20 protein-coding genes and 1 pseudogene are annotated in these 22,542 nt (G+C 62.7%); 13 read left to right on the forward strand and 8 right to left on the reverse strand.

Annotated features, from left to right (window positions below; translation table 11 throughout):
- Positions 1-424 precede the first annotated feature (424 nt).
- The 3 genes from C1737_RS24245 to C1737_RS24255 all read left to right on the forward strand — a co-directional run bounded on the left by C1737_RS24245 (position 425) and on the right by C1737_RS24255 (position 3,800).
- Positions 425-1,552, forward strand: a complete 1,128-nt coding sequence (locus tag C1737_RS24245) for a spirocyclase AveC family protein (RefSeq protein ID WP_068057221.1) — start codon at positions 425-427, stop codon at positions 1,550-1,552.
- Between the two features lie 696 nt (positions 1,553-2,248).
- Positions 2,249-2,731: a hypothetical protein gene (locus tag C1737_RS24250; RefSeq protein ID WP_102419660.1), complete on the forward strand. Its 483-nt coding sequence runs from the start codon at positions 2,249-2,251 to the stop codon at positions 2,729-2,731.
- A 289-nt stretch (positions 2,732-3,020) separates the two neighbouring features.
- Positions 3,021-3,800, forward strand: coding sequence for an enoyl-CoA hydratase/isomerase family protein (locus tag C1737_RS24255; protein WP_102420102.1), 780 nt, complete (start codon positions 3,021-3,023; stop codon positions 3,798-3,800).
- A gap of 10 nt (positions 3,801-3,810) precedes the next feature.
- Here the strand turns inward: C1737_RS24255 and C1737_RS24260 are convergent, their stop codons facing one another.
- Together C1737_RS24260 and C1737_RS24265 are read right to left on the reverse strand one after the other, a co-directional pair.
- A complete protein-coding gene (locus tag C1737_RS24260; protein ID WP_068057225.1) occupies positions 3,811-4,623 on the reverse strand; it encodes an SDR family NAD(P)-dependent oxidoreductase in 813 nt (270 codons plus the stop codon).
- Between the two features lie 184 nt (positions 4,624-4,807).
- The gene (locus C1737_RS24265) at positions 4,808-5,473 is read right to left on the reverse strand and encodes a TetR/AcrR family transcriptional regulator (RefSeq protein WP_082962731.1); all 666 of its coding nucleotides are present in this window, start codon (positions 5,471-5,473) and stop codon (positions 4,808-4,810) included.
- A gap of 151 nt (positions 5,474-5,624) precedes the next feature.
- Here C1737_RS24265 and C1737_RS24270 point away from each other — a divergent pair, with 151 nt between their 5' ends.
- Positions 5,625-6,386, forward strand: coding sequence for an SDR family NAD(P)-dependent oxidoreductase (locus C1737_RS24270; RefSeq protein ID WP_174813836.1), 762 nt, complete (start codon positions 5,625-5,627; stop codon positions 6,384-6,386).
- A gap of 135 nt (positions 6,387-6,521) precedes the next feature.
- Here C1737_RS24270 and C1737_RS24275 read toward each other — a convergent pair whose 3' ends face one another.
- The 3 genes from C1737_RS24275 to C1737_RS24285 are packed head-to-tail and all read right to left on the reverse strand — an operon-like array spanning position 6,522 to position 9,669.
- Positions 6,522-7,664 carry an acyl-CoA dehydrogenase family protein gene (locus C1737_RS24275; RefSeq protein WP_068057230.1) on the reverse strand — a complete coding sequence of 381 codons (1,143 nt, stop codon included), beginning with the start codon at positions 7,662-7,664 and terminating at the stop codon, positions 6,522-6,524.
- Between the two features lie 5 nt (positions 7,665-7,669).
- Complete coding sequence (locus C1737_RS24280; protein ID WP_068057232.1) at positions 7,670-8,725, reverse strand: acyl-CoA dehydrogenase family protein; 1,056 nt, start codon at positions 8,723-8,725, stop codon at positions 7,670-7,672.
- The gene (locus tag C1737_RS24285; protein WP_142393486.1) at positions 8,722-9,669 is read right to left on the reverse strand and encodes an acetoacetate decarboxylase family protein; all 948 of its coding nucleotides are present in this window, start codon (positions 9,667-9,669) and stop codon (positions 8,722-8,724) included. Before C1737_RS24285 ends, C1737_RS24280 begins: the two co-directional genes overlap by 4 nt.
- Before the next feature lie 85 nt (positions 9,670-9,754).
- On the opposite strand from C1737_RS24285, the gene C1737_RS24290 reads away from it, so the two are divergent.
- A complete protein-coding gene (locus tag C1737_RS24290; protein WP_068057233.1) occupies positions 9,755-10,774 on the forward strand; it encodes a TIGR03617 family F420-dependent LLM class oxidoreductase in 1,020 nt (339 codons plus the stop codon).
- Positions 10,775-11,136: 362 nt separating this feature from the next.
- On the opposite strand, the gene C1737_RS24300 is transcribed toward C1737_RS24290, so the two are convergent.
- On the reverse strand, positions 11,137-12,042 hold the full coding sequence (locus tag C1737_RS24300; protein WP_067923854.1) for an alpha/beta fold hydrolase: 906 nt from the start codon (positions 12,040-12,042) through the stop codon (positions 11,137-11,139).
- An 888-nt stretch (positions 12,043-12,930) separates the two neighbouring features.
- Between C1737_RS24300 and C1737_RS24305 the strand changes: the two genes are divergently transcribed.
- A complete protein-coding gene (locus tag C1737_RS24305) occupies positions 12,931-13,761 on the forward strand; it encodes an enoyl-CoA hydratase/isomerase family protein (protein WP_197514468.1) in 831 nt (276 codons plus the stop codon).
- A 167-nt stretch (positions 13,762-13,928) separates the two neighbouring features.
- Here C1737_RS24305 and C1737_RS27575 read toward each other — a convergent pair.
- Both C1737_RS27575 and C1737_RS24310 read right to left on the reverse strand, forming a co-directional pair.
- Positions 13,929-14,126 (reverse strand): annotated as a pseudogene (locus C1737_RS27575) (hypothetical protein); the annotation flags it as partial.
- Positions 14,036-14,956 carry a TIGR03619 family F420-dependent LLM class oxidoreductase gene (locus C1737_RS24310; protein WP_068057237.1) on the reverse strand — a complete coding sequence of 307 codons (921 nt, stop codon included), beginning with the start codon at positions 14,954-14,956 and terminating at the stop codon, positions 14,036-14,038. The pseudogene C1737_RS27575 and the gene C1737_RS24310, both read right to left, overlap by 91 nt.
- A gap of 348 nt (positions 14,957-15,304) precedes the next feature.
- Here C1737_RS24310 and C1737_RS24320 point away from each other — a divergent pair, with 348 nt between their 5' ends.
- The 7 genes from C1737_RS24320 to C1737_RS24350 all read left to right on the forward strand — a co-directional run bounded on the left by C1737_RS24320 (position 15,305) and on the right by C1737_RS24350 (position 22,483).
- On the forward strand, positions 15,305-15,667 hold the full coding sequence (locus C1737_RS24320; protein ID WP_068057263.1) for a DUF4286 family protein: 363 nt from the start codon (positions 15,305-15,307) through the stop codon (positions 15,665-15,667).
- A 291-nt stretch (positions 15,668-15,958) separates the two neighbouring features.
- The gene (locus tag C1737_RS24325) at positions 15,959-17,200 is read left to right on the forward strand and encodes a spirocyclase AveC family protein (RefSeq protein WP_142393487.1); all 1,242 of its coding nucleotides are present in this window, start codon (positions 15,959-15,961) and stop codon (positions 17,198-17,200) included.
- A gap of 94 nt (positions 17,201-17,294) precedes the next feature.
- The gene (locus tag C1737_RS24330) at positions 17,295-18,095 is read left to right on the forward strand and encodes a CbbQ/NirQ/NorQ/GpvN family protein (protein ID WP_067923969.1); all 801 of its coding nucleotides are present in this window, start codon (positions 17,295-17,297) and stop codon (positions 18,093-18,095) included.
- Positions 18,096-18,120: 25 nt separating this feature from the next.
- Positions 18,121-19,836 carry a VWA domain-containing protein gene (locus tag C1737_RS24335; RefSeq protein WP_369807570.1) on the forward strand — a complete coding sequence of 572 codons (1,716 nt, stop codon included), beginning with the start codon at positions 18,121-18,123 and terminating at the stop codon, positions 19,834-19,836.
- Positions 19,837-20,007: 171 nt separating this feature from the next.
- Positions 20,008-21,198, forward strand: coding sequence for a cytochrome P450 (locus C1737_RS24340; RefSeq protein WP_102419661.1), 1,191 nt, complete (start codon positions 20,008-20,010; stop codon positions 21,196-21,198).
- Entirely contained in the window at positions 21,195-21,392 is a 198-nt protein-coding gene (locus C1737_RS24345) for a ferredoxin (RefSeq protein WP_067923870.1), read from the forward strand. The genes C1737_RS24340 and C1737_RS24345 overlap by 4 nt, the downstream gene beginning before the upstream one ends.
- 110 nt (positions 21,393-21,502) lie before the next feature.
- On the forward strand, positions 21,503-22,483 hold the full coding sequence (locus C1737_RS24350; RefSeq protein ID WP_102419662.1) for an LLM class F420-dependent oxidoreductase: 981 nt from the start codon (positions 21,503-21,505) through the stop codon (positions 22,481-22,483).
- The last annotated feature ends 59 nt before the right edge of the window (positions 22,484-22,542 follow it).

A 22,542-nucleotide genomic window follows, 5' to 3' on the forward strand; every position in this document is an offset into this window, starting at 1 on the left:
CTGCCATTGCTATTTTCTATAGACGAGTAGATTCTAGCTGTAGCTAGGTGGTGAGGCAAGCGGAGGGACGACAGCGTCGCCACTCGATTGGCCGTTGTTGACGCGGAGCAACTTGACTTATCCGAGACCGCGTCGAACGCCGCCGGGATCCGCAGCTCTTGCGAATTGGCTCGCCCGCGTCAACACGTTCGGCGAACATGCCCGCACACAGCCGCAAGCCGCTGGCGGTGTTTTTTTCAATCAGGTTGCGCCCGCGCGCGTCCTGCGCGCCGCCCTCGGGCCGGCGACGTGCCCGAGATCGGGCCAGCGCAGTCCGCAGATGCCTGCCGCTTTTCGGTTCACGCTTCGATTCTGGCTTCCAATCGGGTTTGCTCTGCGTTACATTTCACATTAAGAGTTATTTGTTTAACTAATCACAGGGGAGGTGCTCGTGGCCACATTGGATGTCGAGCCGCAGCTCAGCGGCATGGACAGACTCAAGAAAGCGCCGCGGGTGCGGACGTCAACCCCCATCCTTGTGTGGGCGACGATCGGCGCTTTGTTCATGGTGCTTGCGGCATATATTGCGGCGAGTTGGATCTTCGGCGGTCGCGCCACACCCACCCCGCTCGGCAAGGACGAGCCGACGAGCGGCGAGATCGCGTTCAATATCGGCGCTCAGGTGGCAGCCCTCGTCGCCGTCGGCATCGCGCTCTTCTTCGTGATCCGCAGATGCATCAGGGAACGGCGCGTCACTTTCGATCTGATGCTCATGATCGCCTATGTGATGCTCGTCCAATGGGATCCGGTGCTCAACTACGTGGTGCCGACGTTCTCCTACACCTCATTGATGATCAACTTCGGCTCGTGGACGACCGACGTGCCGGGCTGGGTGTCGCCGGGGGCCAACCTGATGCCTGAGCCGACCGCCGCGATCGGCATCGGGTTCATGTGGAGTGCAGCGCTGTGCATGCTCGGGTGCGGATTCCTGCGCAAAGTCGTGATGAGGCGGTGGCCGGAGACCGGCAAGCTCGGCATCATCCTGTGGTCGGTCGGCTTCATGGCTGTCATGGACATCCTCATCGAGAGCGTTCTGTGCTTCGGTCACAACATCGCCTACTTCAACACCGTGGGTTGGCTGACGTTGTGGCAGGGGACATCTCATCAGTTCCCAATCTACGAAGCGCTCGTATGGGGAGGGCTCGGGTGGGCGCCCCTCATGGTGCTCCGGTTCTACCTGGACGACCGTGGTCACTCGGTCGTGGAGCGCGGCGTTGATCGCCTCAACGTGTCCTACAAGACGAAGGTCCTCCTGCAGATTCTCGCGCTGGGCGCGGTGACCAACATCTGCTACGTGAGCTACAACATCGTCATGATCGGCATCAGCCTGCAAAACGACAATGATGCCTCGGCGGTCTACCCGTCGCACCTGACCAACTCGCTGTGCGGCCCGCAGAACAAGTGCACCACTCCGGGGACCGGTATGTCGATACCTACGGGCGGCAAGCCGGCATCGCCGAGCGACGTGCCGGGCAACGGACGGACTTGGGTCGACGTTTATCTCGGGCGCTGACCCAGCCGCGCCTGCCAGCGCGAGAAAAGGACGCGGTGGGGCGGTGGTGTGACCGCGAGTCGTGTTGCACCACCGCCCTATCCATTCTCAAAGGAAGGGCCCACGACCATTCAAACCAGCGGACGCGGTCCTGCTCACTCGAATTTTCCTGGATCGGTGTAGGTGCCCGGGGGTGTAGACAAGCGAAAGTGCCCGTCCTGCAAGGGATAATTGCACTGCTCTACGGTTCAAAGATCCTGACGATAAGGCACTTCGCAGGTGAAGAATGTCGCGGTGGCATCCATCGCGGGTGAAAGTCTCGGCCGGCGGCCATGATGTCGTGTCGCATGCCCGGATGGCCATGGTGCGTGAGCTCGCCGACCGGACAGGGTTATCGGCGTAGGTCACCGCCGCGTTGGCAGACACCTACCACGGCCCGTGGGGTGTACGCGCCTGGGATCGCCGGCGGTCAGCATCCGGGCGCCACCGCGACCTGAATTGTTACGGTCCTTGACCTCTGAGAGCCTGCCATTGAAAAATTTTCTATAGCAGAGTAGATTCTGCTGCAGCTAGGTGGTGAGGCAAGCGGACCGGACATCGAAGCCTGCGTTGGCACCTGAACTTCGTCGAAGGGTCCATCCGATGACTTCGTCAGTCGTGAGTTCAGCGAGCAGCTCTACTGTTGCGCGTGCTGCTCGTCCTTTCCGGGTAGCGCTCGTGGTCTCTGAGGACGAGCGCGCGGCGATCGCGAACCCGGCGCAGAGCGGGCGCAGTTCGCTGCGGGGGCCCGAGGATCGAATTTTCGTGAGTCCAGCCACACTCGTGGCGGCCAGCGACCTGCGGCAAGCCAAGAAGCGAGTCGTTGAGGAGCGCGCGGCGCGGTGTGCGCGCGGACATCGGCAACGTCCGATTCTGTTGGCGGTCAACGTATGCATCGAAGTCGACAACGCCGCGGCATGCCGGCGGATGGACAACGGGACTAATGCGATGGGCGAGGGGCTGCCCTATACGGGTACGGCGCGTGGATTGGCCGGCTTGGTCTTCGATATCGATCACCTCGATCTCGCAGACGGCCTCATGGTGCGTTCTCCTGCGGGGTGGACTGCGGCAGCCTACGCCGCGATTGCCGAGGAGTTGGGCAAGCGTGGTTACCAGGCGCTGGTGATGGTCGCCGATCCCGAGATGCCCTGGGCGCGATAACGAAAGGCTTCTTAGGTGAGGGCCATTCGGCCGTAAGCCTCGGATACGCGCGATACCGCGGAAGGTGGGCGAGTCTGCGGGGCATCCGCGGGTGGACGCGTGCGGGCGAGATGATGGATCCCTTTCGCGCCTACCCACAATGAGAACCATTTGGTGTCACGGTCTGCCGCCCGAATGACGTCTCCCAATCGGATAGAATCTGTTTCTGATTCGATAACTAAAGGGTGGCAAGATATCGACTGCATAACTTGTGAGCCGATGGTCAGCCGACCGTTTCGAAGGGACGATGATGGAACTGGAAACGCTGCTCTACGCGTTGGATGGCCACGTTGCGACCATCACGCTCAATCGACCCGACCGGCTGAACGCCTTCAATCAGCATATGTGCGAGGATTTCTCGCAGGTCTGGCGCCATGTTCGGCTCGATGACGAGGTGCACGCCGTGGTGGTGCGAGCGGCTGGTGAGCGCGCTTTCTGCACGGGCGTAGACACGGACGACACGCTGGAGATGGTGTCCCGGCCCAATCTGTGGAGCCGCGAGGATCCCAGCAGTTATCTGTCCCCCAAGGCTAATCAGGTGTGGAAGCCGGTTATCTGCGCAGTGCACGGAATGGCGGCGGGTGGCGCGTTCTATTTGCTCAATGAGGCGGACATCATCATCAGCTCCCACGATGCGACGTTCTTCGATCCGCATGTGACTTACGGGCTTGCTGCCGTGCTCGAGCCTGTGGGGCTCGCCGCCCGGATGCCGCTGGGTGAAGTGCTGCGGATCGCGCTCATGGGCCTCAACGAGCGAATGTCGGCCAGCCGTGCCATGCAAATGGGCTTGGTATCGGAGGTCACCGAGCGTGAGGAGCTTTGGCCACGTGCCGACGAGATCGCTCACCAGATCGCGGCCAACGAGCCCCTGGCGGTGCAGGGAACGGTGAAGGCGATCTGGGACTCACTCGACGTCGGACGTACCGATGCCATCCGCAATGGTGTGCACTACACGCAGCTAGCCAACGGCGTGGAGACCGTGAAGGTGACTCGCGGTGGAGCTGGCAAGCCGCAATGGAGGTTGCGGTAGTCCCTGCGACTCATCGAAAGTCCGAACCTCCATCCACGTTGAGATCTGCCCCTGTGGTGAAAGAGTTGAGTCGCGAGCCCAGCAGCGCGATCATCGGCGCGATCTCCTCGGGGCGCCCGGCGCGGCCGACGTATCCGAGAGCATCGCCGAAAACCTGCTGTAGAAGCGCGCCGACATCCTCGGCAGTGCGCGGCCCCGTGGGCTCCCGAGGCATCGCCTCGATGAAGTTGCTGACCTGCTCGGTCATGAAGGTCCCCGGCGAAACGGTATTGACCAGAATGCCCTCACGGGCAAGTGTCTGGGACAAGTTCTTGGTCATACTGGTCAATGCAGCTTTGGCGGCTGTGTAGGCGATCAGCCTGGGTGATTGCCGTTGCACGGAATGCGCTGAGATGTTGACGATGCGCCCCCAGTCGGCAGATCGCAGCAGCGGGAGCGCAGCGCGGCACGTCCGCACAGCGCTGAGCAGAATCAGGTCGAGCGCTCTCGTCCAATCGTCATCGGACAGCTCATCGAACCCAGCCACGAGTTCGAGGCCGGGGCCCACGGTGTTGATCAGGACATTGGCAGTGTCCCAACAAGATTCGATCTGCCGGAAGGCCGCGTGCACGCTTTGCGCCTGAGCAAGATCAATGGGCACCACGAGCGCCTCCGGGCTACCCGCGGCGCGAAGTTCGGCCGCCACCTGCTCGAGCCGTCTGCGACTGCGCGCCAGAATGGCTAGTCGTGCCCCCTCTTGCGCGTAGACGTGCGCGGTTGCCAGCCCCATGCCTGCGGTCGCCCCGGTGATGATCACCCGCGCGTCCTTTACGGCCAGTTCCATACTTAGCTTTTCTCCCTCGCCCCGGCGACAGCATGCGCGCTGAAAGTGGTGCACGCGCACCGTGGCGAGGGCGCGCATGCATCGCGCTACAAGATGTTATATAGTTTACTGATTCACCGAAGGATGCGGAATCGCGGCCCCAACGGAACGACTGGCCGACAGGACGAATGCGCTAGGGGCCGGCCTATATCTGGACCGCATGGTCCCGGATGGTGATCCCGTCGAACAGTGCTGAGATGAGAAGGTCGGCGACCTTTTCAGGGGATCGCTTGGCGCGGTCGGGCCATTCGACGGTCCAGTTCAGCGATCCCATGATGAGGAGCCTCAGGGTCTGCAGGTCGAGGTCGTCTCGAATTTCGCCAGCGTCGCGCGCGTCGCTGAGGAGTCCGTCCCAGAGCTTGCCGTAGGGCCGTTGGTCGACGCGGATGTGACGCTTGCGCAGCTCGTCGGGAAGCTGGCCGAGGATGCGTGCATTGGCTGCCGTGTAGTCGACGGCCTCGATCACGGCCTCGGCGTGCGCATGAATCGCGGCGCCAAGACGCGCGGTCGCCGAGGCTTCGGGGCCCAGGGCTTCGACGGCCGAGACGACGTGTTCGTGCGTCTTCTCGAGTCCGACGCGCAGCATCTCTGCGACTAGCGTGTCCTTCGAGTCGAAGTAGTAGTACAGGCTGCCTTGTTTGACCTCGGCGGCCTCCGCGATGTCGGTGAGGCGCGTGCCGGCGTATCCGTTCTGGCTGAACACCCGTGCGGCGGAATCGAGGATCCGTGCCCGCGTTCGTGCTGACTTCGCGAATGGCACCCTGGTCCGGCTCTTCGTTGTCACCGCCCGAGTATACGAGAAACCGCGCATTTCTCCGGTCGCCGTCGACGCATGCGGTGGGTCGGAGCGGCTTCCGCGTCGCTCGGCACCGGCCCGTCGTGCACGATTGCGGGGGGTTGCAGGATAAGCTTATATTCTATTCGCTAGTAGAAAGTAGGTGTTGATCGGGAAGGGGTAAGCGGTGCGGATGGACGATTCCGTAGCGTTGGTCACTGGGGGCGCTTCCGGCCTGGGGCTTGCAGCCGCCGCAGCGTTGCGAGACAGTGGCGCGACAGTCGTCATCGCCGATCTGCCGTCTTCTGCGGGTCGGGCGGTTGCGGCCGACCTCGGCGAGGACGTTCTGTTTGCGCCAACGGACGTGTGCGACGAATCCACTGTCGAAGCGGCACTCGACCTTGCGCAGTCGGCCGGCGACTTGCGGATAGTCGTGAATTGCGCCGGGGTCGGTATCTCTCGTCGCGTGCTCGGCAGAGAAGGCGCGCACCCGACGGCGGATTTCGCCAGGGTGATCGGCGTCAACTTGATCGGCACGTTCAATGTCATCCGGTCCGCGGTCGCCCGGATGACGACCACCCCGCTCGACGCCGAAGAGCGGGGTGTCATCGTGAATACCGCATCGATCGCCGCCTACGACGGGCAGATTGGCCAGGTCGCCTATTCTGCCTCGAAAGGGGGCGTCGCGGCGATGACGCTGCCGTTGGCCCGCGATCTGGCGAGTCACGCCATTCGCGTGATGGCTATCGCGCCGGGACTCTTCGAAACGCCATTACTCGGCGTCCTGCCCGATGAGGCACTCGGCGCGATGACCCGAGTAATACCCCATCCCAAACGTTTCGGAAGGCCGAGCGAATTCGGCCAGCTCGTCGTGCATATCACGCAGAACCCGATGCTCAACGGTGAAGTGGTGCGGCTCGACGCGGGCCTGCGAATGCCAGCCCGCTAGCGGTGACGAACCCGCGGGCCGCGCCCGGTTCGCCAACCCGTCGCCTGGACGCCGACCGTGGCGAAACATGGCTACCCTCGTTCGGTTGCAGGCCGGGCCGTCGGACCAACAGCCAAGGCGTCGAAGGCAATTGAGTCAGACGCATTTCGGAAGTCCAAGATGACGCTCCGCCACGATGTTGCGGTTGATCTCGGTAGTGCCCCCGCGGATCGTGCAAAGTGGTGCATGGCGGCCCTCGTACTCGATCCAACCATCCGCGGCTGCGCCAGCCTCGCCAAACCGAAGCAGACCCGCCGCTCCGGCGCGCTGTTGGAACCAATGGGCAGCCTTTTGATATGCCGTGGTCGCAAAGAGCTTGGTCATCGCACCTTCGACTACGGGCAACTCACCGCTCGCCGCCAGCCACGCCGACCGCTGTGTCAGCAGCTTCGCGACTTCATTGTCCATAGCGGTCTGGGCCATCTGCTGTCGTATGGCGGGGTCGCGCACCGCACCGGTGTCTTCGGCCCACTGCCGAAAATGCCGCAACAGCGCAACACCGCCGTTTGTCTCACCGACGACGCCGCGTTCGAACGACAACCCGACGCCCATCGCCGCCCAACCATTGTTAACGCCTCCGAGGACCCACTCATCGCCCACGCGGACATCGTCGAAGAACGTCGCGTTGGTGCGCTCGGACCCGATCGTCCACACCGGTTCCACTGAAATGCCGGGAGTGTCCATGGGAAGCACGAACATGGTGAGACCGCGGTGCTTCGGCAGAGTCGGGTCCGTGCGCGTCAGCAGCAGGATCCAATCGGCTTCGTGGGCCATCGTCGTCCACATCTTGGATCCGTTGATCACCCACTGGTCGCCATCGCGAATCGCGCGCGTCGACACCGAAGCCACGTCACTTCCGCTCCCCGGCTCGCTGTAGCCAAGGCAGGCATAGGATTTCGCAGAAAGCAACGAGGAGAGGATGCGTTCTCGATGGAACTCGGACCCTAGCCGGTTAACCATCGCGGAAACGATCAGCATCACAGAAAGTGCGTCGTAGGGCACCGTCGCCTTCTCGAGCTCGTTGAAGAGGATCCAGAGTTCGATCGGATCACCCTTGCCCAGCCCCGGTACGGTGCGTTCGAGCAGCCCTCGCCGTGCGAGCTCCTGATACAAGGCCGGGCAGGCGAATGTGCCGGTGCGATGGTGTTCACCGCGACGATCTGGCGTGTAAGTGAGGGCGATGACGTCCTTGATCTCCTGACGGAATGCCGCCGCCTCAGTGGAGAGATTGAAATCCATTGCCGCTACCGCTTTCTCGACGTGTCATCGGTAGAGACTGCCCCGAACAATCGGTCTGCCAAGTGCTGGTACTGAACAGCGGGGTCGCCGAGCACGAGCGACCAGCCGCGCGCTCGGCGGTAGTACAAACCGATGTCGTACTCGTTGGCAAACCCGTACCCGCCGTGGTAGTGCAGCACACGGTCGGTGACCTGGGCCGCCACTTCGGTCGCGAAGAGATAGGCCATCAAAGCAAGCGATGTCGGATCGTTGACCTCGTTGTCGTCGACATCGGTGGACCTCGGCGCGGTGGAATCCGAAGTGTCCATGGCCCACGCCGCTTTGAAAGTGAGCAGCCGGGCGCCATCGATAAGCCCCGGCAAATCGGCCAATCCGTGTTGTACCGCTTGGAACGTGCCGATCGGCCGGCCGAACTGCTCGCGTGACTTTACGTACTCCACTCCGGTGTCGAGGCTCTTCGCAGCGATGCCGACCAGCGATGCGGCGGTGAGTATTTGCCACTCCGACAGCGCACGTGACCACACCGACTTGTCGCCTAGGTTCGATGCGGTGTTGTGGTCGAAGGTCCGAAAGGCCACGGGCATGCACGCGTGGTTTGCCGGCGCCACTCCGGGGGGCTCGGCAGACACGGCTACCGTGACCTCGTCACACGGGCCGACGACGGTGCGGGCGACCGCCCCGGCGGGAATGAGGCCCCAGTCGAGTCCGCCGGTTGCAGACTGCAGCGCGATCGTCGCAAGCTCGTCCCCGGCGAGCAGTTCAGCGGACGGCTCGGGCAGGGCGCGCAAGGCTACCGTGTGTTCGATGATGGGAACGGGCGCTACCGATCTCCCAACGCATTCGCCCAAGACCACGAGGTCGGCCATGGTGGCTCCGCCGCCTCCTTTCTCCGCCGCGACCCCCATCGCCGGCGCATCCAGAGCGCACAGCTTCGACCACAGCTCGGAGTCGAAGCCAAGCGGCTCCGCTCGCCGGACGACGATCGGTTCCGAAGTCTTTGCGAAGAACTCGGAGAACAGTTCTTCGACTGCTCGCTGATCCTCGCTGAGGCTGACCTTCAACGCGCCGGCCCGCTCGCGGCGACAGCGGTGGTCGCGCTACTCAGCGATCGCGTGCGGGGCAGAGCAGTGATCGTCGAGCGGTCGAAGGAGGAGGATCCTTCGATGACCATGGCCCGACGGAGTTGGAGTATCGGGAGAGAAGCCAAGGCTGACATTGCGCGTGCCCCGTTCGGAGCATCCTTCCACGAGGGTGAGGCCAACTCGAGTTCGGCCTCACCCACCTGCACGGAAGTGATCTGCGAACGCATCTGGCAACGAGTCACCTCGTCGACACCGGGGCTGTTGACGATAGGTGGGATGTAGCGAGAACAAAAGGCGTACCCGATGCTGCCCGCCTGCGCGATCTTGTCCAGCGCGACGTCGTCGACTGGCTTCGCGTTGCGTATTGTGCCGCGCGCCAACACCGTTCCGTACTCCGACATTTCCCACGATAGGTCGCCGGAATCGTCTCGTATCGGGCTGAAGTCTGCGCCCAGCTTGGCGAAACCCGTGAACTCGCGGCCGACGGTGACCGGCCGAATCTGGTCGACCCACATCACGGGCCAGAAGTTCCCTCTGGTCGTCCCCTCCTCGCCGTTGTGGGTCACGCTGATACCGACGCACAGCTCTTCGTAGCCGTGACCTGCGAGGTAGTCCACCTGGTCGAATGAGCGCCTGCTGATGACGACCGTCGGCTGCTCCGGGAGGTCGAGCTCCGCCGGTACCAGTGGACGCACCGCGACCGGATCGGTGACGAAGGTGATGTCGAGCGCTCGGAGATATCCCCACTGTGATACCTGCGGAAGCTCCGTCGGCCCGAACACGATGGGCATCTCATAACGCTCGCCCGGGTGACATGTGAACCCCTGATCGGCTGACGACATCTCGAGTATTCCTTCCCTAGGTGGATCAAAATCTACCGAAAGTTCGATAATGCGACAAGAGGCGGTGGGAGTCCATTTCACCCTAGAATCTGTCGACAACTAGAATCTGCCAGTGCGGCGCTGGAAGCATCCCGCCGGTAACACCACCCCGCGATCAAGGAGAGTCATGGACGTCGACCTGGTTGCTCCGAATGACGTCGGCGCCCTGGCCGCCGCGAAGAAAGCGGAAGCGGCCGGATATCGCGGAGTGTGGATGCCCGAGATGAAGCACGATCCGTTTCCGCTGCTGGCGATGTGCGCGCAGGACACAAGCACGGTTGCCCTGGGCACCAATATCGCCGTCGCGTTCGCTCGCAACCCTATGACCACAGCGCTGCTCGCGAACGACTTGCAGCTCTACTCCCGAGGTCGATTCATGCTGGGGCTGGGCTCGCAAGTGAAGGCTCATATCAGCCGCCGGTTCTGCATGCCCTGGTCAGCTCCGGCCGACCGGATGCGCGACTACGTCCTGGCCATCCGGGCGATCTGGGGGAGCTGGCGAACCGGCGAGCGACTTGACCATGAGGGGAAGTTCTACCGACATACGCTCATGACCTCGTTCTTCGATCCGGGGCCCAACCCACACGGCAATCCGCCGGTGCTTCTGGCAGGCGTTGGCCCCAAAATGTCGCGTGTTGCGGGGGAGGTCGCCGATGGCTTTCTCCTGCACAGCTTTACAACCGAGCGGTACCTCAGGTCCGTGACGTTGCCTGCGCTTATCGAGGGCCGGGCAGCCACGGGTCGAGACGATCTGGATGGTTTTCAGATCAGTGGAGCGGTGTTCGTCGTAACGGGTGAAACCGCGGCCGCTCGGGCGGCCGCCGATGCGGCGGTGCGCAGCCGCATTGCTTTCTACGCGTCCACCCCCGCGTACCTTCCCGTCCTGCAGACCCACGGCTGGGAAGTGATCGGTGATGAGCTGCGGGCCATGATCAAGGCTGATCGCTGGAGCCAATTAGGCGAGGTTATCGATGACGAGATGCTCGACGCCTTCGCCGTTGTCGCCGATCCGCCGGATGTGGCGCGGGCGTTGACGGACAGATTCGGTTCCGTTTTGAGCCGGGTTGCCCTGGCTGCGCCATATGACACCTCGGAAGGGCTCTGGCAGCCGATCGTCGAGGAGTTGCGCGACTGGCGGCGTTCATGACTTGAAGCCCCTGACAGGGCTACAGGGAATTCTTTGAGCCCGCGTGTGCTTCACGAACCTCAGTCATCGGCTCGCCGGCCGTTTCCTGCGGCCTCGTCCCTGGCATTGCTCAGCCGTCCCGATCAGTTCGTCTCCGAGCTGAGTGGTCTCTGCGAGCGTGGTCCGGGCGCGCAGACCGAGGTAGCCGTACGCGATCTCGACGGCCCGCTCCCTGGCCGCTTCTCGTGACGGAAGTGCAGTGATCACGGGGGAGAGGTACCAGTCGATGTGCCGGGTGCCCATGAGTGCATTCGTGGCCGATTGCCAATGCTGGTCGCCGCCGTCGCAGGCAGTGCCGTCACATCCTCGCCGTATTCGCCTCGTCAGCGTGCAGTGTCGAACAGCTTGAGCCGCGAGCGCACCCGGCGCTCGAGGAAGTCGTCGAGCACGTTCTCGAAGACCGCGTTGTCGTCACCGGCCACCATGTGGTGCGCACCGGCAACCGACGCGAACTCGGCGTGCGGCACCAACTCTAGGAAGCGCACTGCGTCGCCGACGCTGAGCACATCGGACTCGCCGCCGCGCACCAGCAGAGTCGGCAGCCGCAGGTCCCGCGCCGCCGCACCCAGCCGGGCTGGGTCAATGAGCTGATCGCGCTGCACGGCCTGATCGTTCGGCGACGCCATAAACGCAGGGTCCCAATGCCAGTACCACCGGCCGTCCCGAAAGCGCAGGTTCTTTTTCAGGCCGTCGAGGTTGCGCGGCCGCGGTCGGTGAGGAACGTAGGCCGCGACGGCATCGGCGGCCTCCTCCAGCGTGCCGAAGCCGGCCTCGGCGTGCGACACCATGAATTCGCGGATCCGGCTCGTCCCCGCTGGTTGCAGGAACGGCGACACATCCACCAGGACCAAGCCGAGCGCGAGATCGGGCCGGACCCCGATCGCCGCCAACGAGGAATTGCCGCCTAGCGAGGCACCCACATAGACCGGTGGGCGGCCGAGGAAGTCGCCCACCCGGGTCACATCGTTGGCGAACCGGTCCAGCCCGTAGTAGCCGTCCGGGGACCAGCTGCTGTCGCCATGCCCACGCAGGTCGACCGTGATGGCATACCAGTTCTTGGCGCCAAGATCGGCAGCGGTCGAACCCCAGGAATGCCTGGTCTGGCCACCACCGTGCAGCAACACCACTGGCGGATCCGACGGATCACCATAGGCATCCGCGACCATGGTGACGTCACCCGCCGGAATCTTCAGCGCCGCGTGTGGTGGCCGGCGGCCGGTGTTGGTCATGTCGCTCCTCAACTAGTCGCTGGGTGTGAAGCCACCGCGTAAACCGTGCCAGGTTCTCGCAATACGCTCACACTGCCCACTCATCGTCATACGAGCTCACTCGCCTGGCCCCGAGCACGCCGACTCCGCCCTGGCTGGAGATGGCCGGTGCGACGGTCACCTGGCTGTTGCGGACTGGCTCTGCAGGTGGCTCCTGTCCCTAATCATGTTGCACTCCTGATGTTTTCGCCCAGGCCTCGGACATCTCGCGCCGCAGCACCTTGCCGGTCTCGGTGGCCGCAGATGATCGACGATTTCGATGCGATCCGGGATGGGCGACCCGGCCCGAGACTGCCATCTCGAGCAGCAGCGCAGTGCTCAGCTCCTAACCCTTCGCTAATCCGGCATATAGTTATATCCGTATCAAGGGCCACGAGTCCACTTCCGCTAAGGAGGCACGGAAACAGGCGTCGAGTCGCTCGGCATGGCCCATGGGGAGCAGCTCGTCCTGGCAATACGTGGACCCCTGGGTGCAGCCGCTCTGTTATCCGCAGTTGTCGACGAAATCTTGGGCGCTCTGGCCAAATTGAGCACTGGGATCTCCTCGATGACCGCGTGCTGCTGTCCAATAGTCAACATGACCAGGTGGTAGGGCACCGAGAACTGTCGATTGTCGAGTGCCGGATGGGTTCGAATGGAGTACATCCGGGTCGGCCGCTCCTCCGGGCTCAGCGGGACTGTCCGTTGACAGCGACCACGGGTTCACCCCAAGGGTCGCGGCAGATGACTGTCAGATGGTGATTCACCGATCGGTATATCCCTGGAATTGAGCAGCTTCTGCTGCGCATGTGCACGCCTTTTGGCTGCTAATATGACAGTCCTATGTCATCAATCGCAGAAGAACGGTCCATGACGAAGGAAATCAGCGCAGGTGAGGCTCGACCGCCGGACGGCGACTGGCTGGGCACACCGTACCTGCGGTTCGAGCGCGAGGGTGCGCTAGCGATAGTCACACTGGATCGTCCGCACGCGCGCAACGCCATGACAGCGGCGATGTATTTCGGTATTCGCTACGCAGTCTCGCGAGTGGCTGCAGACGACAACTTGGCCGGTCTGCTGATCACGGGCACCGGCGACGTGTTCGCCCCCGGCGGCGATCTCGGGCACCGCGCCGAGGACAACTGGATGGAATTGGCTTTTGCCCTGGGAATGGACGTCACGCCTTTCGAGGCCTTGCGTCAGTCGCCCAAGCCGGTGGTATCCGCGGTCAACGGCCTGGCGCAGGGCGGCGGATTGCAGATTGCGATGTGCAGTGACATGGCGGTGGTGAGCGAGCGTGCGACTTTTCGCGTACCGGAGTTGTACCGCGGCATTGCTGATACCTACTACAGTCAGATGCTCGCACGGATCATTGGACCGGTTCGCACGCGGGACCTGATGTTCACCGGCCGGGTACTGTCGGCCGAGGAGGCGCTCGAATGGGGGATGATTTCCCGCGTCGTTCCTCACGCCGACTTGCTGACCACCGCGCGCGAGATACTCGCTCAATGCTGCCGAACCGCACCGCAGGCGCGCGCAGTGGTCAAGGGCAATCTCGACAACTACATGGGGCTGTACGACCGGATCAACATGTACCAAAGCGTCCTGGGGCCCGAGGCGCGAGAGGGCTTCACGGCGTTCAAGGAGAAACGGTCGCCGGAATGGGTCCATCCCGCGCTTCGCGTCGAAGGGCGGCTGTGACGACGATGGCGACGCACCACGGCGCCGCATCCCGCCTCAGGTGTTGGCCTCGGCCGTCACGACGTCGCGATCGACGGTACGGAACGTGAAGTCCGAGAAGGACTGCGAGCGCTTCCGGCCAGCCACTGGCTCATAGCGCTTTCCAGCAGGCTCATCCCCACCGTGGCGGGCATCGCGCACTCGGCATCAGGGGCCGAGAGCCCACGCCGTCTCGCGACCACGTCGGCGACCACCAGCGTGGTGATAGTCATGTCGCCAGGCTTGCCAACCTTGATCAATCTGCTTTCGGCATCACTTCTTCGGCCACCCAGTGCAGATGATCGAGATAGGCGCTGAAGTCGGCCACCGGTGGAGGATTCACCCATGTGTCGGTGACGCCCAGGCCGGCGAGCATGTTGCAGTTGTCAATGACCTGCTGAGCGTTCTGACCGAATTGCGAATGGGGGTCGTCGTTGATTTCGTGCGCCAAGCCGATATTCAGCGAAGCCAAGCTGAAGAAAAGCGCGAACGGACGGCCATCGTAGCCAGGCTGCGACTTCAAGTAATCGAGCTTGGCCGGGAAGTCCTCGGGCCGGGTCTGCCACGGCGCCCAGCCATCTCCGAATCGGGCGGCTCGACGGAGCACGGCCTCGGCGTCGCCGCCCATCCAGATCGGTGGGTGGGGCTTGTGAATCGGCTTTGGGCCGAACGCGATGTCGCGGAATCTGACGAATTCGCCGTTATAGGCGGGCGTGTCGCTGTGCCACATTTCGAACATCGCCGCGAGGTATTCATCGGTGAGCCGACCGCGTCTGCGGAAGGGGACGCCGATGGCGTCGTACTCTTCTTCGAGCCAGCCTACCCCCACCGTCACCTGCGCACGGCCACCGGAAAGCCAGTCCAGCGTCGCGATCGACTTCGCCGCGATGACGGGGTTGTGCAACGGCAGAATCGTGACCATCGATCCAATCGAAATCGTCGATGTGGCGCCGGCGATGTAGGCCTGCGCTGTCGTGGCATCGAAGTAGTGATTGCCCGACAGTTCTACCTGCGATGTGGGTGTCACGAAGTGTTCCGGGATGAATACGCGCGCGAAGCCCAATTTCTCGGCGGTACGTGCGACGTGCGCGATGTCGCTGCCGGCAAGGCCACACTCCCACGGCTGGGTGAGCGCGGCCACGTGGACGCTGTTGGGCAGGACGACGCTGAACCGCATGGTCAGCCTTCCTCGGATCGGTCGACAGGGTGCGCACCGGATCGAAATCACGCGGTGTATTCGATGGGCCTGAGTATGGCAGTTAACTGGCATCAGCCAATACGCTGCGATGCGATGGGCGTGATGGCATCGCGAGTGCAGGCGGTTGAGGAGTCCGCGATGAACGCGGCAGTTGCGTTAATCGCCAAGGACACCCACGACGCCTTCTCCCTTACCAAGCTGAATTGTCGGAATGCACCTACGTCGAGCGGTCTGATCTGACGCGCTTCAGTGGGCGTTGACAGTGTGACAGTTGGCTGCCATAGTGCGTGAGATGTCCACCTCGGAACTGCCAAGGGGGTTGTGTCGGTGGCCAAGAGCCTTTTTCTTGTGATGACCAATCCCGTTGAAGGCCAAGACGACGCCTTCAACGAGTGGTACGACATACGCCATGTGCGCGAGGTGCTCGCGCTGCCCGGAGTGGTAGCCGCACAGCGTTACGTCCTCTCGGAGGTGAAGGTGCGCGAGGAAGACTTGCCTGCTCCTTTGCCGCCGCCTGCGCACCGATATCTGGTGATATACGAATTGGATCGCGAGCCCGACCAGGTCATGGCCGAGTGGCTCAAGGGCACCGCGGCCGGAACGCTGACGCTGGGCGAAACGCTGGACCTCAATACGGTGTCGGTGACGGGCTGGACTCCGCGGGGTGAGCGCAGGGAAGCTGACAACTGATAGCCGGATTTGGCGTCGACGATCATAGGCGCAGCGCGTTTGGAGCCGATTCGATCCCGACCGCACCATCCCGCATGACGACACCGAGCAGAGGCTGACAGCCGCGGCTCACGCGCCCAGCCGAGAACATGCAACCGGGCCGTTCGTGGTTACCCGCGATGAGCGAATCCGCGGTACTCACGACATGGATGACCGAATGCGGTGCAGCGCTTGCGCCGATGGTGGCCCCCGTGACGCCTACCTCGATGACGGGGTCCCGCCGCGTGTGCGCAGGCGTCGCCGGAGGTCTGTTTGCTTATTTTCGATCAGAATTTAGATTTTGCTTCCCATCGTGTCGAACACGTTATACATTTCACAGATAGGGATTCGTTGTTGAATTCGTCACGAAGGGGCGTGCGCATGACGACGTTGGAAAGAGGGCCGCTCGCGAGTGCTGGCCCTGACAAGCTGATGAAGACGCCGCGGGTGCGGACCACGGTTCCGATCGTCGCTTGGGCGACGGTCGGTGCGGCGTTCATCGCCCTGGCGATCTACGTCGCGTCGAGTTGGATCCTCGGTGGTCGTGCGACGCCTACGCCGATCGGTGCCAACAACCCGAAGCTGGGCAGGGATCTGGCCTGGAACATCGGCGCCCAGGTGCTGACGATCATTGCCGTCATCGGAACTCTGATCTACGTCGGCAGGCGATGCATACGGGAGCGGCGGGTCACCTTCGACGCCATCCTCATAGTCGCCTACCTGCTGCTGATCCAATGGGATCCGATTCTGAACTACGTCACGCCGCAGTTCTCGTACTCGTCGCTGATGATGAACTTCGGGTCGTGGACGACCGACATGCCCGGCTGGGTGTCACCTCATGGCAACCTCATGCCCGAGCCGACCATCCTGATCGGCATCGGGTTCATCTGGAGTGCGTCGCTGTGCATGATCGGTTGCGGTTTCCTGCGCAAGGTCGTAATGAGGCGCTGGCCACAGACCGGCAAGCTGGGCATCATCCTGTGGTCCCTCGGCTTTATGCTGCTCGCCGACTTCGTCATCGAGACCGTGCTGTGCTACGGGCACATCATCGCCTATCCGAACACCGTGAGCTGGCTGACGCTCTTCAAAGGCACATCGCACCAATTCCCCCTCTATGAGTCGCTGGTGTGGGGTGGACTTGCCTGGGCGCCGCTGATGGTTCTGCGGTTCTATCTAGATGACCGTGGCCATTCCGTCGTCGAGCGCGGGGTCGACCGCCTCAATGTGTCCAACAAAGCAAAGGTGGGCCTGCAGATCCTGGCCGTCGCCGCGGTGACGAACATCGGCTACCTGAGCTACAACATCGTGATGATCGGGATCGGCCTGCAGATCGACAATGACGGCCACGCTGTCTATCCGTCGCACCTGATCAATGGGATCTGCGGGCATGAAACACCGTATCCATGTCCCGATCCCGCTGCGGGACGGCCCATTTCGACTGGTGGTCAACCCGGCTCGCCTCGTGACATCCCCGGTGACGGCCGCACTTGGGTCGACGTATACCTCGGGGGCTGAGGAAACCTACTAAGCGGCCGAACGACGATTCAACTGCCCTACTTAACCTGAGCAAGGACGTATGACGATTCACTCCTCCCAACGTGGTCCCGTGATCAACAATCACAACCTCACACTCGGCGTCGTCGACGACTACCATCCCGTCGGGGATGAACTGGACATCCTGCTGGGAGCCTGGCGAGCGCGTCTGCCGGTGCTGCTGAAGGGTCCGACGGGCTGCGGTAAGACGAAGTTGGTGGAAAGTGCGGCACGTCGACTCGGACTGGACCTCGTCACGGTGTCGTGCCATGAGGACATGCTCGCCGCAGATCTGGTGGGGCGTTATCTGCTCGAGGGCGCGGACACCGTCTGGCAGGACGGACCGCTCACCACGGCGGTTCGTGGTGGTGCCATCTGTTATCTCGACGAGATCGTCGAAGCCCGCGTCGACGCAACGGTGGTGATTCACTCCCTTGCAGACCATCGGCGACAGTTGTTCATTGATCGACTCAATGAAACACTCGATGCCCCTGAATCATTCATGCTGATCGTGTCCTACAACCCTGGATATCAGACGTTGCTCAAGGACCTCAAGCCCTCAACGCGTCAACGCTTTGTGGCCGTGGAACTCGACTTCGCACCACCGGAACTCGAACACCAAATAGTGAAGGAGCAGTCGGGCGCCTCGGACGAGGCCGTCGCCACACTGGTGCGACTAGGTCAAGCAGTGCGACATCTGAACGAGCCGAGCATGTCGGAGATGGTGTCGACTCGGGCCTTGATCGCGGCGGCACGGCTGCACGCCAACGGACTTTCGCTCAATCGCGCGGCACGCAGCGCGATCGCGGCCATGCTGACCGACGACGCGACGGTCACGAGGTCGATCGCTGAACTGATCGATGCCTACATCGACTGATCAACCGACCGTCGCCGGCTTGCAAATGCTGGCCCGTGCGGTATCGGGACGCCTGGTGTGTGTCAAGGCCACGACCGGGCAAGACGAAGGCGTCCATATGTCGGGAAACACGATCGCAGTCGACGGCGGGCGACTCACCACGCTGACCCGGGCTCAAGTAGTCGTACAAGCCGCGATGTACGGTGCCGGATCATTTGATCCGCGGGTCCTGCGTCACCTCATCGGGCGGTCTGGCGCGTGCACGCGCTACTGCGCCATGGAAGGTCTGCGTGCGCTCTCGCTGACCTCGGATCGATTGCCGCCCTTTGTAGCAGCATTAGCGGCTGGGCTGACGGACATCCCCAGGACCAGTTCAGCCGAAGAGTCGATGCGGATAGCATTGGCGCGAACCCAGATTCCTCCTGCACCCGAATTCTTCGGTCAGCTCAGACCCGCGCGTGCGGTATTGGCGGCGACAGCGCGTACAGGCCGGGAGCACGACGGCGACGTGAAGATACGCAATGACTCAAACGCCGATGAGGCGGACGATCCCGACACCAACAGCGACGAGGCCAAGTCCCTTGATCTGCTGAGTAATCCGCTGACGCCGAACCACCCGATGGCCAGGCTGATCCAGAGTCTGTTCAAGCATTCTGGTGGCAAATCTGCAGATGCGGCATCCCAAGCCGGCGGCGGAAAGCCGGTGGCCAAACCGAGCAGGCGGCCCAGCGGGGGACGCCGAGTCAACATCGGCCGCCGCATCGCCTCGGCCGCTCACAGATTCATCGGCGGCAATTACAGCGGCGACGCCCGCTATCCGGAATGGGACGAGAGTTCGAAGCGGTATCGCAACGACTGGGTTACCGTGCACGAACTCGAGCCATGGAATCCGGATGGCTTCCGTGACCACACGGCACTCGCTCGCATCGAGGTAATGAGGGCACCGACGGCGCTTACACGCAGCCTCGCTCGTAACGTGCTGGAGATTGCGCCACACGGGCGCAACGAATTCGGTGAACAATTGCACACCGATGGCGTCGTCGACCTAGCATACTGGCGCCGAAGCAGATCCGGCTCTCCGCCGCTGCCCTTCATCGGGAAGAAGCGACAGCGACCGGGCGTCGCGGCGTTGGTACTTTTGGACGTCAGCAGTTCGACGCTGGACACGACGGCGCGCGTGGACGGGGAAACCGGATCGGTGTTCGACCAACACCTCAAGATGTCCTATCGCATTACAACCGCGCTCGATGCGCTCGGAGTGCCTGTTGGTTTCTACGCGTTCCGCAGTTGGGGCCGCGAAATGGTCCACGTGATGCCGATCAAGGGTCTACGAGAAAGCCTGTCGGCCTTGACCATCGAGCGAATCGGCCACCTGAGTCCGGCGGGCTTCACGCGGATCGGCGGTGCCGTTCGTCATTGCACCGCCATCTTGGAACGTCAGACCGAAGCAATGAAGCGGGTGGTCATCCTCGTTTCGGACGGGCACCCCTACGATGACGGCTACGACGGCGCCCAGGCCTCGGGCGACACCCGCCACGCCATGAGCGAAGCCCGCTTGCGGGGCGTCGGCTTCGTATGCGTCGGAGTTACGGCACCGAACAGCAATGAGTCTCACGTTCAACGCAACGCGCTTGACTCGGCCTCGGCGCTGCACGTCGCTAACATCAGCGGGATCGAGCGCCAACTCGGAAAACTCATTCGCCAAGCGCTGGCTGATGCGCGTCGCCGTGGAGACCATAGTTCGTTCACCGTGCCGGCGTGACGTTTCTTCGGCTGAGCAGTGCACGGCCCTGAGCCCGACTGACGGTAAGCCGGACACAGCGATTGGTGGATGTTCACAAGTGAGCCGCCTTGTCACACTTTCGACTGTGAGTTAGATTCTACAAGACACCCAGAGTGATGTACGGCACACTTCGACGGCAGATGAGGGACCATGACGACCGCTGACGCAATTCCACAGATCGACACGGACGGACTGCCCATGGACGTCGCACGCGATCAGGCGTGGCGGGCGACCCAAGTGGCCCCGCTGATCGCCGTCGCCGATGGATATGCGGTGACCACCCGTCGCGGCGCGGAAGATGTGCTCAAGCACCCCGACCCGTTCTCTTCGGCCAAAGCGTTCGACATGCTGCAGAGCCCGGTGCCGCTTGTGCCCATCGCCTATGACCCGCCGACGCAGACGCGCTACCGTCAGATCTTGCAGCCGTTCTTCAGTCCGCGCGTCATCAAACCGATGGAAGCCGAACTGCGCAGTCAATTCATCGCGCTCATCGACCCGATCGCGCGGTGCGGCCATTGCGATTTCGTCAGCGAGGTCGCTCAGGTGTTCCCAATCCAGGCATTCCTCACGTTCTTCGGATTGCCGCTCGAGATGCGCGACCAGTTTTGGGAGTGGAAGAACGCAGTGATCGGCCTCACGGGGGCCGGTTTCGCCGCCGACGGCGACGCCGCTCAAGAGGGCATGATGAAGGCGCTCGAGATGTACACGTACTTCACTGAACTGATTCCCCAGCGCCGCGGTAAGGGCGGTGATGACGTCCTGAGCCAGATATTGGCCAAACAACCACCCGACGACCTCACGGATGCCGAAGCCGTCGGCCTCTGCTTCTTGTTCGTGCTCGCCGGGCTGGACACCGTGACGGATACGCTGGGTTGTGCAATGCAGCGGCTTGCGGAGAGTGCGGACACGCGGCAGGAGATCATCGACGACCCTGCTCTGATTCCCGCCGCGGTGGAAGAGCTGCTTCGTCTGGATCCGCCAGCCCCGTTCATCCCGAGGGTGACCTCCGCCGAGGCTCACATCGGGTCGGCGCGGCTCTGTGCGGAAACACGTGTGTCGACGTATCTCGGCGCCGTTAACCGGGATCCAGCCGTATTCGAAAACCCGCACGATATCGACTTCCACCGGCCGGAAAACCCGCACATCAGCTTCGGGATGGGACCACACCGCTGTCTGGGTTCGCATCTGGCCAGACTGGAATTGAGCATCGTGTACGAGGAGTGGCACAAGCGGATTCCGCACTACCGGATCAAGTCCGGCACCACACCCAAAGTGCACTGGCCTCATGGCACTGTCGGGCTCGAATCGCTTCACCTGGAGTTCGACAAGGCAGAGGGATGAAGCTCAACCTCGACGGCGTCGCCTGCACCGGCCACGGACTCTGCTACTCTTTGGCTCCGCATCTCTTCGAGGATGACGACCAAGGCTACGGACATGTCGTCGGCGGCGGCGTGGTCCACGACGATCATCTCGCCGAGGCACGTTCGGCGGTATCCAACTGTCCGGAACGGGCCATCAGCTTTGTCGAAGATTGATCGGCGATCGAGTCCCCGATGGCACCTCCGGCGTCGTTTCCTGCGCCGTCGCAGTGACCGATGTTGTTGACGCTTCGTGCCTGGGTGAGCCGGCCCGATGAAACCGATTGATGGTCGTGTTGCCGTCAGCTGCTGACGCCGCGAAGTCTTCGGCCACTCACCGTGGTAGCGGCGTTCTGCGGCTCGGCCTGCAGATCCCCAATTTTTCCTACGGCGCACCGGTTTCCGAGCTCTACCCAGCCGTGGTCGCGCAGGCCCAAGAGGCCGAAGCCGCTGGCTTCGATGCGGTGCTGCTGATGGATCACTTCTACCAACTTCCGCATCTAGGTGCGCTCGAGGACCCGATGCTGGAGGCGTACACCGCCCTCGGGGGACTGGCCACGACCACGCGGCGGGTGCGGTTGGGCACGCTCGTCACCGGGAACACCTACCGGAACCCTGCGCTGCTCGCGAAGTCGGTGACCACCCTCGATGTGATGAGCGGCGGTCGGGGATTCTTGGGCATCGGCGCCGGCTGGTTCGAACTTGAGCACAGGCAGCTTGGTTTCGAGTTCGGCACCTTCACCGACCGTTTCGAACGCCTCGAGGAAGCGCTGCAGATCATCCCACCGATGCTCCGTGGGGAGCGACCCACATTCGAAGGCCGCTGGTATCACGCTGAATCAGTGTTAAACAACCCGCGCATTCGCGACGACATGCCTATTCTGATCGGCGGCAGCGGGGAGCAGAAGACATTCGCGTTGGCTGCTCGCTACGCCGACCATCTCAATGTCATTGCTCCGTTCGACCGGCTGCCGGGCAAGGTCGAAGCCCTCATGCGACGGTGCCAGGAGCACGATCGCGATCCGGTCACCCTTGAGACGAGTGCTCTGATAACAGTCGTCGTTACTGACGCCGCCGGCGCTTCTGAAGCATTTGCGCCGAATTCTCGCGTGGCCGTCGGGAATCTCAACGACATCGCTGAGCAGATCAAGCGATACGTGATCGACGTCGGAATTTCCGGGGTGGTCGTTAACCTGCCGTCACACGGCTATACCCCGGGACTGATCACCGATGTGGGTGAGGTGCTCGCACCCGTAGTTGGTATGTGAGTGGGACGAATCGATGGCCTACAGCATGCCGCTGCAGAAGTTGATCAAGCCGTTCACGG

It is taken from the genome of Mycobacterium sp. 4858 (assembly GCF_900240975.1).
Taxonomy (GTDB): Bacteria; Actinomycetota; Actinomycetes; order Mycobacteriales; family Mycobacteriaceae; genus Mycobacterium.

What these genes read in the sequence shown, in the direction of transcription:
- C1737_RS24255 (WP_102420102.1), top strand. Translation starts at nt 3,021, where the DNA reads ATGGAACTGGAAACGCTGCTCTACGCGTTGGATGGCCACGTTGCGACC.
- C1737_RS24260 (WP_068057225.1), bottom strand. Translation starts at nt 4,623, where the DNA reads ATGGAACTGGCCGTAAAGGACGCGCGGGTGATCATCACCGGGGCGACC.
- C1737_RS24265 (WP_082962731.1), bottom strand. Translation starts at nt 5,473, where the DNA reads ATGCGCGGTTTCTCGTATACTCGGGCGGTGACAACGAAGAGCCGGACC.
- C1737_RS24275 (WP_068057230.1), bottom strand. Translation starts at nt 7,664, where the DNA reads ATGGATTTCAATCTCTCCACTGAGGCGGCGGCATTCCGTCAGGAGATC.
- C1737_RS24290 (WP_068057233.1), top strand. Translation starts at nt 9,755, where the DNA reads ATGGACGTCGACCTGGTTGCTCCGAATGACGTCGGCGCCCTGGCCGCC.
- C1737_RS24300 (WP_067923854.1), bottom strand. Translation starts at nt 12,042, where the DNA reads ATGACCAACACCGGCCGCCGGCCACCACACGCGGCGCTGAAGATTCCG.
- C1737_RS24305 (WP_197514468.1), top strand. Translation starts at nt 12,931, where the DNA reads ATGACGAAGGAAATCAGCGCAGGTGAGGCTCGACCGCCGGACGGCGAC.
- C1737_RS24310 (WP_068057237.1), bottom strand. Translation starts at nt 14,956, where the DNA reads ATGCGGTTCAGCGTCGTCCTGCCCAACAGCGTCCACGTGGCCGCGCTC.
- C1737_RS24335 (WP_369807570.1), top strand. Translation starts at nt 18,121, where the DNA reads ATGCTGGCCCGTGCGGTATCGGGACGCCTGGTGTGTGTCAAGGCCACG.
- C1737_RS24340 (WP_102419661.1), top strand. Translation starts at nt 20,008, where the DNA reads ATGACGACCGCTGACGCAATTCCACAGATCGACACGGACGGACTGCCC.
- C1737_RS24345 (WP_067923870.1), top strand. Translation starts at nt 21,195, where the DNA reads ATGAAGCTCAACCTCGACGGCGTCGCCTGCACCGGCCACGGACTCTGC.
- C1737_RS24350 (WP_102419662.1), top strand. Translation starts at nt 21,503, where the DNA reads ATGGTCGTGTTGCCGTCAGCTGCTGACGCCGCGAAGTCTTCGGCCACT.